Origin of the sequence: Algoriphagus sp. (assembly GCF_046296635.1) — a bacterium.
Classification (GTDB): Bacteria; Bacteroidota; Bacteroidia; order Cytophagales; family Cyclobacteriaceae; genus Algoriphagus.
Genome location: NZ_JBKBKZ010000004.1, coordinates 122,277 through 140,790 on the forward strand (window position 1 = coordinate 122,277; position 18,514 = coordinate 140,790).

Genomic DNA, 18,514 nt, shown 5'->3' on the forward strand with positions numbered 1-18,514 from the left:
AATGAGGACAGTTGACGTAACTGACCGTACTATTTCCAGCTTATTTATCGAAAGAATAAAAGCTTATTCTGACTTGATAAAGTTCAGGCTTTCTGCCTTGGTTACTTTCTCTGCGGTCTTTGGATATATTCTTGGAGATCGGGGAGCTAGCTTTGGCTGGCCTGGATTTCTGGGCCTTGCACTAGGAGGATTTCTCATTTCCGGAGCATCTGGAGCTGCAAACGAGATAATGGAGCGTGACTTGGATAAGTTGATGAAACGTACCCAAAATCGTCCGCTTCCACTTAAAATCATCTCACTTCAGGAAGCCTATTGGTTCACTTCCTTTGTAGCAATACTCGGTATTTCACTTCTGTGGCTCTTCACTAATCCATTGACTACCTGGCTGGGTATTCTCAGTATGGTTCTATATGTGTTTGTTTACACACCGTTAAAAAGAGTTGGTCCCATAGCAGTATTTGTAGGGGCGATTCCAGGTGCTATGCCTCCTTTGTTAGGCTGGACTGCCGCTACCGGATCAATTTCTTATGAGGCACTTATTATTTTTGGAATTCAGTTTATTTGGCAGTTTCCTCATTTCTGGGCAATTGCCTGGGTTAGTGATGAGGATTATAAAAGGGCAGGTTTCAAATTGCTTCCAAGTGGAGGAGGTCAAGATTTGAATACAGCTATTCAAATAATGATCTATACCTTGTTCCTGCTTCCATTGGGATTGTTACCAAGTTATTTTGGACTCACAGGTCTGAATTCCGGAATTGTAGCTACGATTTGCGGTGTTTTGTTTCTTGCCCAGACATTCTCCCTAATGAGAGATTGCTCAAGAAAGTCAGCGCTGAAAATCATGTTTGGCTCCTTCCTATACTTACCGATCGTTCAGATTGCTTACCTACTCGATAAAATACCTTAAGCCATGGAAAAGGAATTAAAATATGTCGATATGGTGGAACAGCCAATATCAATGCATCCAAAGAAATTTGCGCTTTGGTTGTTTATGGTATCGGTTGTCATGGTGTTTGCCGGATTGACCAGTGCATATATTGTGAGACAGGCAGAGGGGAATTGGTTGGAATATGACCTTCCTAATATCTTTTATTACACCTCTGGAATTGCTGTATTGAGTAGCATCACACTTCATTGGGCCTACTTTTCAGCAAAAAAAGACAATTTCTTAAATCTTAGAATTGGAATGATTCTGACAGTGATCTTAGGAATCGCCTTTTTGGTAGGTCAGTGGTATAGTTGGGTAGCAATGGTAGATCGTGAGGTGTTCTTTGTGGGCAATCCTGCAGGCTCTTTTTTGTATGTTTTTACAGGTCTTCATGCAGCTCACCTGATAAGTGGTGTGATATTTCTGATTATTGTATTAATTTCGACACTCAGATTGAGGGTTCATTCCAAAGCCATGGATACGATGGAAATGGCCACAACATATTGGCATTTTCTGGGCGGCTTGTGGTTATACCTTTTCATGTTTTTGCTATTAAATCATTAAAATATAATCCAGTTCTAATCAATTATTTATGTCTGCGCATTCTACTGCTATTGGAGTAAGCTCGAAAAGAGGCGTTTGGGGAGGAGGAAATGAACCCCTAAAAGCAAGCTATGGAAAACTCATGATGTGGTTTTTCCTGCTTTCCGACATCTTCACTTTTGCTGCATTTCTGATCACTTATGTTGCTACCCGAGTAACTTATCCTGCATACCAAGGATCAGAGACCGATTTTGTTGGATCCAATGAATATTGGCCTGTGCCCGAGCTTGTTTTTGAAGCCTTACCGTTTCTTCATGGAGTTCATGCCCCTCTAATCTTTGTCGGAATCATGACTTTCATTTTGATCGCCAGTTCTGTTACGATGGTTTTGGCAGTGGAAGCAGGTCACAGAAATGACAGAAATGATGTTGTAAAGTGGATGCTTTGGACTTTGCTCGGAGGTATTACTTTCCTTAGCTGTCAGGCTTGGGAGTGGAATCACTTTATTCATGGCACTGAAGGTGGTACTGTACTTACTTACATCAATTCTTTGAATCAAAATGTTACTGAAACGGTTTACGGAGCTAATCTTATTGTAAATGAGTACGGCCCGGCTTCCTTTGCTCAGTTGTTCTTCTTTATTACTGGATTCCATGGTTTTCACGTAACCGTTGGTGTATTCTTGCTTTTCCTTTGCTTTTATCAAGCTGCGGTGGGCGAATATGATAGAAGAGGTCACTATGAAATGGTTGAGAAAATTGGTCTTTATTGGCACTTTGTAGATCTTGTTTGGGTATTCGTATTCACCTTGTTCTATTTGATCTAAGTATTTAAAAATCTTTGAAATATGGAAATTCAAGAAAATAAATCAACCCTTATCGTAGAGAAACGCGACGAACAAAAGATCAAAAAGATCTGGAAAACCGCTGCAATTCTTTTGGCTATCACAGTAGTTGAATTTATTATGGCATTCACAATGGATAGAGGAATCCTTCTCTACTTCCTGTTTATCGCTCTGACGGTATGGAAAGCCAAATACATCATGATGGAGTTTATGCACTTAGGTGATGAAGTGAAGCCTTTGTTTTACTCTATCATTGTGCCTTTGATCTTCCTAATTTGGTTGGTGATTGCTTTGGTCAAAGAAGGTTCTGATATCTTCTTGATGCGTTGGTAAAAAAAGTGAAAAATCGATAAAAAAGAAGGTTGAAGTGAATCACTTCAACCTTCTTTTTTGTTAACAAAATACTATGAAATCGAGCATGACGAAAACGTCACACACTGGGATGATTATCAATTATGCGAGATTCCATGTGGCCTTTAAAAATCAAATTATAACCACATGAAATCAAGCATGACCCCGAGCGACACACAGAGGGATGTTCATAATGCATGCGAAGATTCCATCTGACCATAAAAAATCAATTATAAACAGATGAAAGGACTTAGATTATTGCAGGGATTGGTGCTGGTATGTATTCTGTTGGTCCCTGTTTTGGTTTTCATGTTTCTGAGAGGGTTTGGTACTAATTCTTATGATTTACCCATTTTCTTTCAAAGTGGTGTGGATAACCCTTTTCTTGAATGCCCTTTTACTGATACTACTCAACATTACATTCCCGAATTTTCCTTTACTAACCAAGAAGGATCATTGATCGGGCAAGCCGAAATGGAAGGGAAAATTACAATTGTTGATTTCTTTTTCACTTCCTGCCCAAGTATTTGTCCAGTGATGTCCAAGGAAATGGAGCGGGTAAATGACATGTTTAGAGAAGAACCCAGAGTTCAGATCATGTCTATCAGTATCGATCCTGAATATGACACACCGGCGATATTGAAAGGCTATGCTGAAGAACATGGCGCAATTCCTGGAAAATGGCATTTTCTATCAGGCCCAAAAGAGGAGACATATCAACTTGCCCGTTGCGGATTTGTGATTCCGACTATTGATGGGAATGGTGTTCCTGATGATTTTGTGCACAGTGATAAATTTATTTTAGTAGACGAACTGGGTAGAATTAGAGGGTACTATAGCGGAACAAATAGGGAGGATGTGGACTTATTAATGTTGGAAACAAAAGTGCTTTTACATGCAAGTAAATAATGGAAGCGTGCTTCAGAATGAGGCAAAAGTAAAAAATTGGATAATTGGAATTTCTATTGTTATTCCTTTGGCGGTTGCAGTTTTACTATTCATGCCTGCCAAGATTACAGCTTTGGGCGATTGGGTTTATTTTCTCCCGCATCTCAATGCCGTGATTAACTCAGCAGCTTCTGTTGCGTTGATAGTGGGCCTGATCTTCGTCAAGCGAAAAAAATACGCCTATCATGGAGCTACTATGACAGTGGCTTTCGTCTTGGGGGCGATCTTTTTGGTGTCTTACGTCATTTACCATGGAGCGGCAGAAAGTACCAGTTTCGGCGGTGAAGGATCTATTCGAACGGTCTATTATTTTCTGCTGATCACCCATATCATATTTGCAGCGGTAGCTTTGTTCCCTATTCTGTTTGCATATTACTATGGTTTGACTGATCAGCGTGAAAAGCACCGGAAAGTGGTTAAATTTGCCTATCCAATTTGGCTTTACGTATCTGTGACAGGGGTGATTGTGTACCTGATGATCAGCCCTTACTATGTTAATTGATAAATATTGATCGATCTAGTGAACTTTCAATTAGAATAACCATGAGACTAAAATCCTTCCTACTTGTATTTCTTTTCTTCGGAGCTCAAACCTTAAGTTTTGCACAATGCGCTATGTGTAGAGCTTCAGTAGAAAATAACGTCAGCAACGGAGATACCAGTATCGGTGCGGGCCTGAATAGTGGGATATTGTATCTTTTTGTAATGCCGTATTTGTTGGCAGCAGTGATCGGTTACTTTTGGTACAAATCTGCCAAAAAGAAAAAGGCAAAACTCTCGCTTCGATAAGAGATCTAAAGGCAAAGTTTGATACCAGACTTTGCTTTTTTATTTTTAGGACAAATGAGCTTCAAAACCCGACGACTGATCATCTTGGTCAGTGTAATTTCACTACTTATTGTACTGGTTCTTAATTTTTTCGTGTTTCAAAAAGGCGAAGAGGAGAAGTATTTTGAAGCTGTTCAAGCTAAAATCCATAATGTAGACAAACAATTTGACGAGGATTTCATTCGGGTGTTGATGGAGGTCAGGCCCGAAGATCCCATCACATTTGAGCAAGTCAGCAGTCCAGATCACACCCATACTTTCTTTGTATTGGATACTTCGGGAAAATTACTTTTCTGGTCTGATTTCACCACCACCCTTGATTTCTCGGAATTGGATTTAAATAAGGAATTTCAACTTTTAGAAGATCCTTTCGGGACTTTTGTATTGAAGATTCGGAAGATCAAACGAAATGCAACTGACTATTATTTGGTGCACGCTTTACGGTTGATCTGGCCGGGAAATATTGAAAATGATTTCCTTAAAACCGGTCCAAATCCAGATTTTTTCAAAAATGATCGATTTCAACTTTTCGAAAACCCTTTAGATGGGACTTTCCAGGTCACTTCCGTTTCAGGCAAACAGATATTTGGAATCAGTTTTCTACTAGGCTATGAGCCAATTGGCAGAGTACCCAATACCGCCTTGTTGATTTTTATATGCTCCCTTTTTCTACTTTACATTTTATTGAGTTTTGATTTTTTAAGAAGAAAATGGAAAAATGGTCAACCTTGGCAAACTATAGGGTTTGGTTTTTTAGTCTTAGTTACCATCAGATTGTTCATGTTATGGTCCAATTTTCCGGGTGGATTTTTTGAAACTTCGCTTTTTGACCCGACTAATTATGCATCATCCTGGATAAATCCCAGTTTGGGCGACTTGTTTCTAAACACGGCCTGCCTTGGAATTATTTTAGGCTTGATCATTTTTCAGCTTGCTTCCAAAAAGTCATTTCAGCAGGCTATTATCCTAAAAAGAGAAAAATATTTCCAACAAGGATTAGCCTTTTCATTAATTCTAAGTACTATTTTCTTTGCATTGGTCTGGTTGCTTCCCAGAGACCTGATTTTTAATTCACAGTGGGTTTTGGATATTCGGTCCATACCGACTTTTGATCTTTTCAAGGGATTAAGTATCATCATTTTGTTTTTGTGGGGCTCAGTTTACGTACTATTGTCGCTAACCCTATTCAGTCTTTTGGTTAGTGTAAAAACAGAAAAAAGGATCTACTATAAATACATCCTTTCTTTTGGCGTCCCAATTCTGATTCTCGCTTTTTACTTCAATTTTTGGTTAGGCCTTGCATTTTTGATCCATTTCATTTTCATTTTCAGTATCCTTCGTTTTGAGTTGTTTCAAAATATTTTCAGACTAGGCCTAGACACTTTTTTAACATTCTTCTATGCCTGTTTGGTTACTGCAGGGATTATTGGGCTTAGTACTTTTCAATCCGAAAGAGAACGTCTCATTCTTTCCAAAACTCGGTTTGCAAATCAAAACCTGATTGAAAATGATGTAATGACCGAATTTTTTCTAGGTGATATTTTTAACAGAGTGAAAAAAGATCTGTTTATTCAAAACAGAATGGTGGATCCTTTGCTATCCAAGGATCCAATAGAAACGAAAATTCGGAAGATTTACCTCGATAATTACTTTGACCAATTTGAGGTGGTTATCCGGCTTTTTTCAGCATCAGGTCAACAAATCCAAGGTCCAACCGATCGGGAAGACTTAAAAGAACTGCGTCAAAAATATGTTAAAAGTGATTTTGCAACTGGTGTAAGGGATCTGTATTTTATCCGTGGCAAAGAGACCACGGCCAGCAATAAGTTTGTGGCCATTATTCCAATTTTGCGGGAAGATAATTTACTGGGAACCCTCTACCTGGAACTGAATCAGCTTCGTGTGCAACCCGGTAGCGTATATCCAAAGCTCCTGTTGGATAGAAAATATGCTGAAAAACTAGATCCGCTAAATTATGATTATGCGGTCCTGAAGGATAATGAATTACTTCGAAGTTCAGGTACCTTCAACTATAATCAAACAGATTTTATCGATGCGCTAGAACGAAATCAGCTTTACGAGACTGGAATTCTTTTCCAAGGATTTCATCATTTTGGGATGAAAAATGGCGAAGAAATAATCATTCTGACCTCTCCGACGATTTCTCTTTCACAGTTTTTTGGAAACATTTCACTCTTCTTTGTAGCCTTTGTTTTTTTGACTTTCCTGGCGATCCTTCTGAATACGCTTTTCAAAGGCTATCGAAATTTTGAATTTAACTACTCCACCAAACTTCAGCTTTATCTGAATTTTGCTTTCTTTTTCCCCATCATTATTATTTCCATCATCACGATTGGCCTGTTGGGAAATAGCTATCAAAATGATCTAAATCGGCAATACATCGAAAAGGCTCGCTTGATTCGAAGTAATCTTGCGGTTTTTTTCAATAACCAAATTCCCGGAAATGTGGACCGAGATCTTTTTAACGAGGAGATCAACACTCTGGCCAATACCATTGCCAGTGATATCCACCTGTATACTCCTGATGGATATTTGGAATCTACCAACCGCCCAAATATTTTCGACAAAAAAATTCAATCCCCTTGGATCAATCCCTCCGCCATGTCGGGTATCATGGAGAAAAACCAAATTCAGCTTTTGTTGGATGAAAAAATCGGGAAGCTCCGATACCAGACAGTTTATCTCGCTGTGCCTTCTCAGATTGATCAGTCGAATATCGGAATACTGGCAGTGCCCTTTTTCGAATCTGAGACAGAGTTAAATTCCTTGATTTCAGATGTTTTGAGCAATATTTTCAATGCGTTCGTGGTCATATTTATTCTTTTCCTGATTGTATCTTCATTCGTTTCCAAGAATTTGACACTACCATTCAAACTGCTAACGCAAAAACTAAAGTCAACAAATCTGGAAAACAATGAACCGATGTACTGGGGCTCCAAAGATGAAATCGGACTCCTTGTCAACGAATACAACAATATGCTTTTCAAATTGGAAGCAAGTAAGAAAGTCCTCGCCTCTACTGAAAAGGAATCCGCTTGGCGGGAAATGGCTAAACAGGTAGCGCATGAGATCAAAAATCCGCTCACTCCGATGAAATTAACCCTTCAGCACCTGCTTCGGCTTGATAAGGAGGGGAAGTTGGATGATCAGCAAAAGCTACGCAAATCGCTTGAAACCTTGATTCATCAAGTCGATGCACTTAGTGGGATTGCCTCGTCCTTCTCGACTTTTGCAAAAATGCCACTTCCAAAAAATGAGCTGATGAACTTCAAAACAGTGCTGATGCAAGTGTTGGAACTGTTTAAAAATGATCAACGAGTTCAAATAGATTTTTTGGATGATTCCTACACCGATGAGATTATCATCATGGGAGATGATAAACTTTTTGGGCGTGTGATCGCAAATCTTATCATCAATGGTATCCAAGCAATTGATACGGGTGTCTTCCCTCATATCAAAATTTGGCTTTGGATGACTGAACAATCTGTGTTTTTGGAAATAGCTGACAATGGAAAAGGGATCCCCCCTGAGTTGAAGGATAAAATCTTCATCCCTAATTTCAGTACCAAATCAACAGGATCAGGCCTCGGCTTGGCAATAGCCAAAAGTGGAGTGGAGACAGCAGGTGGGAAAATTTGGTTTGATACAACAATAGGTAAAGGAACTACCTTCTATCTCACTTTTCCTTTAGTCGAATAGTTTTGGCTTTTTATTACCTTGAAAAAAGAAAAAGGGCCGAAAGATCTGATGCGTGTTTGGATAGTTTCCTGCTTTATGTTTTTTGGTTTGAGTGGAGTAGCTCAAGCTCAAGAAAAATGCCGCTGGTTTTCGGCTGATAATTTTGAAATTCCCCGCGAGCTGGACTCCCTCTCCACTATTGAATCAAGCATTAGAGTGGTCGATAAGCTTGGTAAATCCTATCCTTTTTCATACCAACTTTCCGACCGAACCCTTCAGATCAGCTTTGGAACTGAGTCAAAGCCAGATTCCATCCAAGTGTGCTACCGAAACTTAGCTTTCAGGTTGGATCAGACTTTTGCGAAGCGAACATTAGATGCAGATTATGACTCTACTGCCATCTTCAAGGATAATCGGGTTCAAAACATCCCTGACTTTGATATTCGTGAGGAGCTCTTTCCAAGCTCTAATCTATACAAAACAGGAAGTTTGACTCGTGGAGTTTCCTTTGGTAATACCCAAAATGTGTTCGTCAACTCGGCTTTGAATCTTCAATTGGAAGGAGATATCGGGGAAAATCTTAAAATCCGGGCAAGTATCACGGATCAAAATGTCCCATTTCAACCAGAAGGAAATACGCAACAGATTCAGGATTTTGACAATGTGCTGATCGAACTGTACAATGATAATTTCAGCTTGGCAGCAGGAGATGTCGTACTTCAGCAGCGGCAATCCGAATTTCTCAGATACTATAAAAACGTCCAAGGACTTCAATTCACATCAAAATACAAACTAAAAGAAGGCTGGGAGGCGAGTTCTCAGGGATTTGTTTCAGTGGCCAAAGGGAAATTCGCATCAATCCAATTGCCGATTTTGGAAGGTGTACTTGGCCCATATCGAGTCAGCGGACCAAACAATGAGCGATTCGTTATCATTATGGCGAATTCCGAACGGGTATTTCTGGACGGCAGGCAGCTGCAGCGAGGCTTCAATGCAGACTATGTCATCGACTACAATCAGGCCGAGATTACTTTCACTCCTAAAGTCCTGATTACACAATATTCCCGAGTTCGAGTGGATTTTGAATTTGCGGAGCGCAATTATTCCCGTTCTATTCTGGGAGCGAATCATCTGCAGACGAATGGGAAAGTCGATTTTTATGTCAATTATTACCAGGAAAAAGACAATCGAAACCGTCCGCTTTTCACAGAATTTACCCAAGCGGAACAGGTGCTTTTGGCTTCGGTTGGCGATAATGTGGAAAATGCGGTGATTCCGCGCATTGACTCTGTTGCTTTCGATCCCACTAGAATCCTCTATGAAAAAGTGATCGAGGTAGATGATTTTGGAAATACGCAAATCTACTACCGTTATTCTACTGATCCTGAACTCGCACGTTTTGCGCTTTCCTTTTCCCAAGTAGGTGCCAACCAAGGTGATTATCGACGGACATCTCAACTTTCCAACGGGACAGTATTTCAATACGTGCCCCCAGTCAGTGGTCAGCCACAGGGCGATTATTCCATTTTGACTCAGCTTGCAGCACCGGATAGTAAGCGGATGACCACGGCAGGGACACGGGTTAAATTGGGTCAATACGAAAAAGTTTACACTGAATTTGCACTTTCATCAGTAGATAAAAATCAGTTCTCTTCGCTTGATGATGAAGATAATCAAGGTCTCGGATGGAAGATTGGACTGCAATCAGAAAACCGGGAAATCGGGCTTTTCAAGGGCTACAAGTTCAAGGGTTTGACAGAATTTGAATACAATTCGACCAACTTCAGTTTTATCGATCGATTCCGATACATTGAGTTTGACCGGGACTGGGGGATCTCGCCCGAAACCTTAAAATTACCTGCTGCTGAGCGATTTTTTCTTTCTCAGATTGGGTTGGAAAAAGACGCCAAAAACATATTCAACTATAAGCTTTACCTCCGAAATCGTGAAAACGTGCTCAGTGGTTCGCAACATACTGCGAACTGGAACGCTGAATTAGGGAAGCGATTTTTGCTCCGTCAGGAGTATTTTAGCTTGAAAAGTGATCAGGATACTTTGACTTCTGACTGGATTAGATATCTGGGAAATGTCAGCTACCAATCGAAAATATTGGTTCCCGGCTATCAGTTTTCATTGGATCGAAATGCATTCAAAAACACCGATACAGATTCCGTGATCAGTACTGCAATGAATTTTAAGGAGCATTTGATTTATCTCCGAAGTAATGATTCGCTGAGTTATGCCTTTTTGGTTGATGCCGCATGGAGAGAAGATAAGGCCCCGGTGGGAGGGAGGCTGCTCGATGATACACGTGCTTTTACTTCCAATTTCACTTTCAGAAAGCAGTGGACACAACATAATCTCAGCAGTACCTTCACTTACAGGGAGCTGGAATTTCTTCAGCGTGAGCTGCCTACTGAATTGACGGTGATGGGGAAAGTAGACTATTCAGGAAGTTTAGGGAAAAATCTCATCCGAAATGAAATCAGTTATGCCATTGGAAATGGACGGGAACTTCAGCGGGAGTTTGTCTTTCTTCCGGCACCCAATGGCGACGGCACGCATACTTGGAGGGATGATAATGGCGACGGCATACAGCAGCTTAATGAGTTTTACATTGCCATCAATCCGGAAGAAAAGCAGTATATCAAGATTTTTGTTCCGACCGACACCTACGTCCAAGCGTACACAAGTTTGCTGAATTATCGGATTCAAGCTCGGCTGCCGGAATCTTGGAAAGAGGCAGGTGGCTTTTTAGCTTTTCTCCACAAATTCTCCAATACCACCAGTCTCAGTGTCGAAAAAAAGGTGACGTCCGATGATTTTCTGGATCGGGTTAATCCATTTATCGGATCAATCAATCGGGATCAGATCCTTTCATTGCGACAAATTCTTAGAACAAGTTTCTTCTTCAATCGAGCCTCAGCAAAGTATGGCTTTGATCTTTCGCTCTTTGATTCTCAACTCAAACAATTGCTTTCAGGAGGCTTCGAGGATCAGATTCAACAAGACTGGAAACTAAATACCCGCTACAATTTCAATTCTGTACTTACGCTGAGGATCATTGGAAGTACAGGAAACAGAACCTCAGCTTCGGACTTTCTCGATAATCGAAACTATACCATCCAACAAACTACCATAGGTCCTGAGTTGGCATGGCAGCCAACACCTTTTTTCAGGACCACGGGATCTTATTCTTTTACGGGAAAAGAAAATACCCAGAATGAAGTGTTTGATGAAAAAGCTCAAACTCATCAGATCGGGCTGGATATGCGCTACGCAAAAGCAATCAAAACCACTTTGACTGGTAATCTCAGATTGATCCAAATCGACTACAACGGAGAAATAAACTCCCCGGTGGGTTATGAGATGCTTCAGGCCTTAACTCGGGGCACCAATCTGACTTGGTCATTAAATTGGCTTCAAAAGATCGGAGAAGGACTTCAACTCAATCTTGTCTACGAGGGGCGAAATTCTCAGGGTCTCGATCGAATAGTTCACGTCGGTCGAATGCAAGTCTCGGCACTGTTTTGATAAATTAATGTAACTTTGCTCGCCATAGATAGTTGTCATACTAACTATTAAAACACGAACAAAATGAGCAAAAGTATCCTCGTCACCGGAGGCACAAAAGGTATTGGAAGAGCGATTATCGAGAGATTTGCAAAGGAAGGGTTTGATATCTTCACTTGTGCCCGCAGCGAAAAGGATTTGGAAAGCTTAAAAGCTCATTTGGAAAAGAAATATCCGAGCATTCAAGTTTTGGCTTTGCCTGCTGATCTTTCAAAAAAAGAAGAAGTAATCAAATTTTCAGATGCAGTGAAAGCGATTGGCCTTCCAGACGTTTTGGTGAATAATACCGGGATTTTTCTTCCGGGATCCATTCACAATGAGCCTGAGGGAAATTTTGAGTTTATGATGCATACCAACCTATTTTCAGCCTATTACTTGACCCGAGCATTTGTCAATGACATGATTGCTCGCCGATCAGGACATATTTTTAGCATGGGTTCGATCGCAGGCTTGACAGCATATCCTAATGGAGGAACCTACGCCGTCACTAAATGGGCGATGCTTGGTATGACAAAGTGCCTACGAGAAGAGCTTAAACCTCATCAAATTAAGGTAACTTCCATACTTCCCGGCGCGACCTTTACCGCAAGTTGGGAAGGTGTGGATCTGCCTGAGGAGCGATTTATTCGAGCCGAAGATGTCGCGGAAAGCGTATGGGGCGCATTTAACCTTTCCCCGCAAACTGTTGTTGAAGAAGTAATTATCCGCCCTCAACTAGGAGATTTATAAGCTATGGAGTCACTGATCAAATCCCTCGATTCCCTGTATTGCGATAGCCTGACCAGCTATTCCAGACGAAAAACGATTCCAGTCCGAGTCGGAGATATCACCATTGGTGGTGACAATCACATCGTGGTGCAGTCCATGACTACGATCGATACGATGGATACTATCGGCTCCGTTGAGCAATCCATTCGGATGATTGAGTCAGGTTGTGAATTGGTCAGAATTACTGCTCCAAGTATTAAGGAGGCTGAAAATTTAAGACATATTAAGGCTGAGCTGCGCAAAAGAGGATATCAAACGCCACTTGTTGCAGATATTCACTTTACACCAAACGCTGCGGAATTGGCAGCCAGGATTGTCGAAAAAGTCCGAATTAATCCCGGAAACTACGCCGACAAAAAGAAATTTGAAGTCATAGACTATACTGATGCCAGCTATGCAGATGAGTTGGATAGGATCAGAGATCGCTTTTTACCACTGGTAAAAATCTGCAAGGAGAATGGAACAGCGATGCGGATCGGAACGAATCATGGTTCTCTTTCCGATCGAATTATGAGTCGCTATGGCGATACTCCACTTGGAATGGTGGAATCGGCACTTGAATTTTTGAGAATTTGTGAGGACGAAAACTATCATGACATCGTCATTTCGATGAAGTCATCCAACACGCAAGTGATGGTTCAGGCTTACCGATTGTTGGTTCAAAAACTGAACGAAGGTGGATTCAAACCATATCCATTGCACTTGGGTGTAACTGAAGCAGGCGAAGCTGAAGATGGACGAATTAAATCTGCGGTAGGAATCGGAACCTTACTTGAGGATGGTTTAGGAGATACAGTTAGGGTGTCTTTGACCGAGGATCCGGAGTTTGAAGCCCCCGTTGCCAAGGCTTTGATTGACAGATATACTGGTAGAAAAGCTCACTCTCCGATTGCGGAAATACCTCATTATCCGATTACTCCTTTCGAATACAATAAGCGACACGTCTCTGAAATCTACAATTTTGGAGGACATAATGTCCCAAGAGTAATTACTGATATCTCGAAAATCGAAAAAGTAACTGACAGAGAGATGAAAGTTGTGGGTCATTTCTATTTGCCTGAACTGGACAAGTGGAAAATGAACGATCAGGGTTGTGATTTTGTGTATTCCGGATCCAATCCGATTCCTTTCATGCTTCCAAATGGCATGAAGGAAATTCAGAATTTTTCTGTTTGGCAAAATGCCGTTGACTCGGTCAATAAGTTCCCGTTATTCACTTTGGAGGAATTTAAAATCGCTGGAAGGTTCCATTCCGAACTGAATTTCCTGGAGATCTCCGACACTGAAATGGAAGCGGCAATTCCTGTGATTTCAGTGAGAAAGGATGTGGTCTTGATCCTCAAAACGGATAACACTCACTCAATGCCTGCTTTGCGAAGAGCCTTTGTAAATCTTTTGGAAGCTAAATCTGACGTTCCAGTCGTTTTAAAAGTAAGCTACCCGGATCAGTCGGCTGATTCCACCACGCTTTATGCTGCCACAGATGTCGGAGGATTACTGATTGATGGCTTGGGAGATGGGGTTTTGATGTCTTTGGAGAAAGAAGCCGATCACTCCCGTCAGGAAATTTTGGATCAGATCAAATTGCACAATTCGGTCAGTTTCGGAGTCCTTCAAGCTGCGAGAACGAGGATGTCGAAGACTGAATATATTTCCTGTCCTTCCTGTGGCCGAACGCTGTTTGATTTGCAAGAAACCACTGCAATGATCAGAAAGCGAACAGATCACTTGAAAGGTGTTAAGATTGGAATCATGGGCTGTATTGTAAATGGACCAGGTGAAATGGCAGATGCGGACTATGGCTATGTAGGTTCGGGCAAAGGAAAAATCACACTCTACAAAGGAAAGGAAGTGATGAAAAAGTCCGTCCCGTCTGAAAAAGCTGTCGACGAGCTCATTAATATCATCAAGGAAGACGGGATGTGGAATGAGCCGGAGACGATTTAATTTCGAGATTCAAGACTTTAGACACAAGAATCAAGAATTCCTGGGGATAATGGGTTTGAATAAATTATCTCACTTTTACACTCATCCATGAAGCTGTCATCAGTTTTTTCTTACCCATTAATGCAGTGCCTGACTGCTTTATGATATTGCTACTGATTCTCTGGTTTTCAATAATGTATTTAATCTTTTTCTGATAAAGTCCTCCTGCAAAAAATTGAACATTTTCAATACTGGTCAAAGCGAATATACCTTCAGCTATTCCCAAAAGTTTGATTCCTGCTCCTCCGCATTGAGCCATAGATTCAACTAGTATCATTCCGGGAATAAATCCAGATTCAGGAAAACTACCTTTTAGCCAAGCATCTTTTTTGGAAAAAACTTTTGTTGCAATAATCTCTTTTTCAGTTGATGAAACAATTTTATCAACAAATAGAAATGGATCTCTGTGAGGAAGCAAATCAGTTATATTCGATGATTGAATGTTCATAGTCGAATTCAGCAGGAGTTTAAGAATGAAAATAGCATTTTTAGCCTGTATTCCAATCGTATAAATTATGAAAATCCTTTTTCTAAATTAGAGAATTGATTGCAAGGGTACTTTTGAAAGTTTTCTTGAACCATTCAATTCTTCAACCAGTTGAAAGAGTAATAAATAAATGATCATGTCAGAAAACAGCAAAGTCAAAGAATTCTTCAAGTTGGGTGAGGTGGGAAACTATTTCTTGAACATCTTCAAAAAGCCAGATCCAAACAAACCAACTAACGTCAATTTGAGGATGATGCATGGAATCAACAAAATCTCCATTATCGTTTTCCTTTTCGCTGTCATTTTCTGGACGATCAAGCGATTTATCTAAGCAGTATTACTTCTACTTTCACAACTGCCAAAAAAAAAATATTAAGTTCACCACAGTGAGCCTGTGACTATTGAATTTAACTCGCAATTTTTTTCTCTAACTATCAGCCATCATAAAAGTAAGTATCAATACCTTAAATTTCTTTATTACGTCAGAGGTTAGAATACTTCTGTCTTCGCTATCCCGTCTTCTGTCTATTTATTCAGCTTTTCTTTTTTCCAAAAATCCGTTGAAAGGGCTCAACGTTTTGCCCTATAAAATCCTCAGGGAAATGATCTTCATCCGGCAACCCAACTGGTAGATTTTCATCGTCGGATGGCCAATAGTTAGTTCGGAAAATAAAATCCCATACACTCAAAGTAATCCCGTAATTGAAGCCATTTGGATGAGACTCGGGTAAATTACGTGCATGGTGCCAAAGGTGCATCTGTGGACCGTTTAGAATGTACTTGAATGGGCCAAGTGGGATTTTTAGGTTAGCATGCCCGATTTGTCCTGTGACCAAAGTGAAAATATGAACGATAAAAAAGTCGGTGATTCCCACACCAATCATTGCAAGTGGTAAATATTCCAAAGTTCGATAAATCACATTTTCCATCCAGTGAAAACGAAGCAAGGCAGCAAAACCCATTTGTCTGGTACTATGATGGACTTTGTGAAATTCCCACATCCAACCCACATGATGATACATGCGATGGATATTCCACTGCATGAAGTCACGAACGATGAAAATCAAAACTATTTTAGCCCAAAAAGGCCAGGTATCAACATGTATCGCAACCAGATTTGAAATACCAAAAAGACCGAGGAAATCATTGAAAAGCTCCACTGCAACCATGGAAAGTGCATTATAGGCAATGAGCGCAAAGAGGAAGTAATTCCAAAAGAGGTAAAACAAGTCCATCCAAAAGTCCTGTCGGATGGCAGGTTGGTCTTTTCTCCAAGGAAAAACCAATTCCAAAATCCAAATCAACAAAGAAGCAGCGACCAACCAATAAAAGTAGTTGTGCCAGCTTGGATTTAGGATTTCATTTAGGAGGTAACTGCCATAACCATAATAAGCATCCGCAATCACCTTAAAGTATTTTTCCATTAGTCAAATATGAATATACTTCATGTAAACCACTTGAAGAAGACGCTTGTTTAGCGTAATATTTTTTCAAATGCTAAAGTTACCAAAAGAAGTAATCGATAAAATCTACTTTCACAATGCTGTGAAATGGTTTGAACCAAATCTAAGCAGGTAATTCTCAGAAAATAAACCCCATTCTCGCCACCAAGCTGTGAAACAAATAGGATGTTTCTGTGACAGAACTGTATCCTGACGGAAGGCTTGTGCTGGTAAATGGCCTTGGGGTGGGATTGAATTCAAAGTATCCGGTAAAAAACTCCAATTCCTGCCTTTTGTACGCCAAGCTCATAGTAAGGGCCGTTTTTTTACCTTTATTGGAAGGTAACTTCACTCCGATGGACGGACTGACGAGTAGGCCACCCCGAAACTGACTTTCGTACCATTCCGTTTTTTCCTTTTTTTCAAGCAAAGCAAATCCTCCCCCAAAATCAAATCCTCCCATCAGTTGTGGCTTATTTTCTTTCCCCAGAAAACCTCTCCAACCCAATGCCATAGGAAATACTGCAAGGGTTTGGTATTGGTCTAAGCCAACTGAAACTCCTAAGGCTTGATTTTTTGAGATCATGGCTCCATGGAAAGTGATCAGGGAAAAATTCACTCTGTTTTTATTATCCCCCCAGTAATCCACTGGATTTCCAAATAAGATACCCACTTCTGTCTGATTGAAGTAGGGTCTATCCTGTCCAAAGGATTGGTGGAAACCAACAAATAAAAAACCTAAAATCAAGATTCTAGAAATCATTTTTTGATTGGGATTTTTATCAAGGCAGTTCAATTATGCAGTGTTTATGCGATCCTTATTGAACTGTAACTGGATTTTTCACATTGATGCAGCTAAGTGGTTTGAGCTTCGAAGGTGTACTATAATCAAACTGACAAACCCCATCCGGGCCGATCACAATCAGTGATTTAGGACCAGGAATGATGTCTACTGATTTCATTGATTTTAGAAATTCCAGTTGATTTTGATCAATGCCCATCACATTAGCAACGTTGAAGCTTTTCAGCCCATGCTGTCCTTCGGCTACATAGAGGTAATCACCCGCCAAGGCTAAGCCATGTGGATTGAGCATGGGATAAGCTTTCACCAATCGAGGCTTATAAAGGTCGGCAATATCCACTACCTGAAGTTCATTCACTCCGTTCCAGCACATTCTTCCATTTCGAAGGGTGACAAATGCGAATTTTTCATTGACCACCACGGGATCACAGGCTCTGACATGTTCAAAGACCGACATTTTCGTCGGATTTCCGGGATTTTTGGCGTCATAAATATGCATTCCTGAATTGGACCCGATAAAGAGTTTCTCCTGAAAAGGGAAAATAGTTTCGATCCCCCAACCTAGTTCAATGTTTTTGACATGTTTGGGATTTGAGGGTGCCTTGACATCAAAAACCCGCAGGCTGTAATCATCCACGGCGTATAAGTGACCACTCATTAGTGTAAATCTCGCCATTGATCCGCCCTGTCCATAACTCTGCGCAGCACCTGATAAATTGGAAGCAAAACTTGCTCTTGAATCCGCCATAAAAAATCCTCGCCCCATAAATCCGTATGGTGACTCCGAAGTAATTACAGAATCCTTGAAAGTCAGAATAATACCGGTATCGGAAGAAGAGTACATGTGGTTGAACACATCTTTAACTCGCTCCACCAGTTTGATTGATCGGATATTACTGATGTCAAATACCAGTAGATCTACAAAGTTGTCAGCATATAGCATGTTGTTGTTTACTGCCAAATCCACATTCCCTTGGATTGGAATGAAATTGAGGTTGACAGGAGAAGCCGGATTGGTATTGTCAAGAATATGGATGCCTTCTTGAGGCTCGTTTATGAGAAGGTAATTCCCGTAGAGATAGATTTTACCGGGATTTTCAAGTTCTTGACCAGGTTCAATCACAATAGTTCTTGCCCGGACATCGCTCATCTTTAGGTAAACAGGTACCATCGCCCGATACGTGTGCGTTGTGGTGACTTCGTCCTGGCAGGAATTCAACATAATTGCTGAAATCAGGACGATTAAAGAGACGAAAACAGAGTTCAGATTCTTCATAAGGCTACTTTTTTTGGTTGAAAAAAAATAAGATCAATC

Annotated in this window: 16 protein-coding genes; 12 read left to right on the forward strand and 4 right to left on the reverse strand. The window is 40.6% G+C overall.

Annotation, left to right across the window (positions count from 1 at the left end):
• The first annotated feature begins 1 nt into the window (after position 1).
• The 11 genes from cyoE (at position 2) to ispG (ending at position 14,429) form a co-directional block, all read left to right on the forward strand.
• Complete coding sequence (cyoE, locus tag ACK4HU_RS04840) at positions 2–907, forward strand: heme o synthase (protein WP_409803813.1); 906 nt, start codon at positions 2–4, stop codon at positions 905–907.
• A gap of 3 nt (positions 908–910) precedes the next feature.
• Positions 911–1,492 carry a heme-copper oxidase subunit III gene (locus tag ACK4HU_RS04845; RefSeq protein WP_409803815.1) on the forward strand — a complete coding sequence of 194 codons (582 nt, stop codon included), beginning with the start codon at positions 911–913 and terminating at the stop codon, positions 1,490–1,492.
• A gap of 28 nt (positions 1,493–1,520) precedes the next feature.
• Positions 1,521–2,297, forward strand: a complete 777-nt coding sequence (locus ACK4HU_RS04850) for a cytochrome c oxidase subunit 3 (RefSeq protein ID WP_409803817.1) — start codon at positions 1,521–1,523, stop codon at positions 2,295–2,297.
• A gap of 21 nt (positions 2,298–2,318) precedes the next feature.
• Positions 2,319–2,648 (forward strand): cytochrome C oxidase subunit IV family protein, encoded by a 330-nt coding sequence (locus tag ACK4HU_RS04855; RefSeq protein WP_409803819.1) that lies wholly within the window; start codon positions 2,319–2,321, stop codon positions 2,646–2,648.
• 258 nt (positions 2,649–2,906) lie between these two features.
• A complete protein-coding gene (locus tag ACK4HU_RS04860) occupies positions 2,907–3,575 on the forward strand; it encodes an SCO family protein (protein WP_409803820.1) in 669 nt (222 codons plus the stop codon).
• Entirely contained in the window at positions 3,562–4,116 is a 555-nt protein-coding gene (locus tag ACK4HU_RS04865) for a DUF420 domain-containing protein (RefSeq protein WP_409803822.1), read from the forward strand. The genes ACK4HU_RS04860 and ACK4HU_RS04865 overlap by 14 nt, the downstream gene beginning before the upstream one ends.
• A gap of 41 nt (positions 4,117–4,157) precedes the next feature.
• Positions 4,158–4,403 (forward strand): hypothetical protein, encoded by a 246-nt coding sequence (locus ACK4HU_RS04870; protein ID WP_409803824.1) that lies wholly within the window; start codon positions 4,158–4,160, stop codon positions 4,401–4,403.
• 54 nt (positions 4,404–4,457) lie between these two features.
• Entirely contained in the window at positions 4,458–8,162 is a 3,705-nt protein-coding gene (locus ACK4HU_RS04875; RefSeq protein WP_409803826.1) for a sensor histidine kinase, read from the forward strand.
• Positions 8,163–8,210: 48 nt separating this feature from the next.
• Entirely contained in the window at positions 8,211–11,675 is a 3,465-nt protein-coding gene (locus ACK4HU_RS04880; RefSeq protein WP_409803968.1) for a hypothetical protein, read from the forward strand.
• Between the two features lie 63 nt (positions 11,676–11,738).
• Complete coding sequence (locus tag ACK4HU_RS04885; protein WP_409803828.1) at positions 11,739–12,443, forward strand: SDR family oxidoreductase; 705 nt, start codon at positions 11,739–11,741, stop codon at positions 12,441–12,443.
• 3 nt (positions 12,444–12,446) lie between these two features.
• A complete protein-coding gene (gene ispG, locus ACK4HU_RS04890) occupies positions 12,447–14,429 on the forward strand; it encodes a (E)-4-hydroxy-3-methylbut-2-enyl-diphosphate synthase (RefSeq protein ID WP_409803829.1) in 1,983 nt (660 codons plus the stop codon).
• Positions 14,430–14,493: 64 nt separating this feature from the next.
• On the opposite strand, the gene ACK4HU_RS04895 is transcribed toward ispG, so the two are convergent.
• Positions 14,494–14,916 (reverse strand): 3-hydroxyacyl-ACP dehydratase FabZ family protein, encoded by a 423-nt coding sequence (locus tag ACK4HU_RS04895; RefSeq protein WP_409803831.1) that lies wholly within the window; start codon positions 14,914–14,916, stop codon positions 14,494–14,496.
• A 175-nt stretch (positions 14,917–15,091) separates the two neighbouring features.
• Here ACK4HU_RS04895 and ACK4HU_RS04900 point away from each other — a divergent pair, with 175 nt between their 5' ends.
• Positions 15,092–15,286 (forward strand): DUF6728 family protein, encoded by a 195-nt coding sequence (locus ACK4HU_RS04900; protein WP_409803833.1) that lies wholly within the window; start codon positions 15,092–15,094, stop codon positions 15,284–15,286.
• Positions 15,287–15,488: 202 nt separating this feature from the next.
• On the opposite strand, the gene ACK4HU_RS04905 is transcribed toward ACK4HU_RS04900, so the two are convergent.
• The 3 genes from ACK4HU_RS04905 to ACK4HU_RS04915 form a co-directional block, all read right to left on the reverse strand.
• Positions 15,489–16,379, reverse strand: coding sequence for a sterol desaturase family protein (locus ACK4HU_RS04905; protein WP_409803835.1), 891 nt, complete (start codon positions 16,377–16,379; stop codon positions 15,489–15,491).
• 157 nt (positions 16,380–16,536) lie between these two features.
• Positions 16,537–17,160 (reverse strand): hypothetical protein, encoded by a 624-nt coding sequence (locus ACK4HU_RS04910; RefSeq protein WP_409803837.1) that lies wholly within the window; start codon positions 17,158–17,160, stop codon positions 16,537–16,539.
• 55 nt (positions 17,161–17,215) lie between these two features.
• Positions 17,216–18,475, reverse strand: coding sequence for an LVIVD repeat-containing protein (locus ACK4HU_RS04915; RefSeq protein ID WP_409803839.1), 1,260 nt, complete (start codon positions 18,473–18,475; stop codon positions 17,216–17,218).
• Positions 18,476–18,514: the final 39 nt, after the last annotated feature.

Excerpts from the sequence above, each read along its gene's own strand:
- cyoE (WP_409803813.1), top strand. The coding sequence starts at position 2 with ATGAGGACAGTTGACGTAACTGACCGTACTATTTCCAGCTTATTTATC.
- ACK4HU_RS04845 (WP_409803815.1), top strand. The coding sequence starts at position 911 with ATGGAAAAGGAATTAAAATATGTCGATATGGTGGAACAGCCAATATCA.
- ACK4HU_RS04850 (WP_409803817.1), top strand. The coding sequence starts at position 1,521 with ATGTCTGCGCATTCTACTGCTATTGGAGTAAGCTCGAAAAGAGGCGTT.
- ACK4HU_RS04855 (WP_409803819.1), top strand. The coding sequence starts at position 2,319 with ATGGAAATTCAAGAAAATAAATCAACCCTTATCGTAGAGAAACGCGAC.
- ACK4HU_RS04860 (WP_409803820.1), top strand. The coding sequence starts at position 2,907 with ATGAAAGGACTTAGATTATTGCAGGGATTGGTGCTGGTATGTATTCTG.
- ACK4HU_RS04865 (WP_409803822.1), top strand. The coding sequence starts at position 3,562 with ATGCAAGTAAATAATGGAAGCGTGCTTCAGAATGAGGCAAAAGTAAAA.
- ACK4HU_RS04870 (WP_409803824.1), top strand. The coding sequence starts at position 4,158 with ATGAGACTAAAATCCTTCCTACTTGTATTTCTTTTCTTCGGAGCTCAA.
- ACK4HU_RS04875 (WP_409803826.1), top strand. The coding sequence starts at position 4,458 with ATGAGCTTCAAAACCCGACGACTGATCATCTTGGTCAGTGTAATTTCA.
- ACK4HU_RS04880 (WP_409803968.1), top strand. The coding sequence starts at position 8,211 with ATGCGTGTTTGGATAGTTTCCTGCTTTATGTTTTTTGGTTTGAGTGGA.
- ACK4HU_RS04885 (WP_409803828.1), top strand. The coding sequence starts at position 11,739 with ATGAGCAAAAGTATCCTCGTCACCGGAGGCACAAAAGGTATTGGAAGA.
- ispG (WP_409803829.1), top strand. The coding sequence starts at position 12,447 with ATGGAGTCACTGATCAAATCCCTCGATTCCCTGTATTGCGATAGCCTG.
- ACK4HU_RS04895 (WP_409803831.1), bottom strand. The coding sequence starts at position 14,916 with ATGAACATTCAATCATCGAATATAACTGATTTGCTTCCTCACAGAGAT.
- ACK4HU_RS04900 (WP_409803833.1), top strand. The coding sequence starts at position 15,092 with ATGTCAGAAAACAGCAAAGTCAAAGAATTCTTCAAGTTGGGTGAGGTG.
- ACK4HU_RS04905 (WP_409803835.1), bottom strand. The coding sequence starts at position 16,379 with ATGGAAAAATACTTTAAGGTGATTGCGGATGCTTATTATGGTTATGGC.
- ACK4HU_RS04910 (WP_409803837.1), bottom strand. The coding sequence starts at position 17,160 with ATGATTTCTAGAATCTTGATTTTAGGTTTTTTATTTGTTGGTTTCCAC.
- ACK4HU_RS04915 (WP_409803839.1), bottom strand. The coding sequence starts at position 18,475 with ATGAAGAATCTGAACTCTGTTTTCGTCTCTTTAATCGTCCTGATTTCA.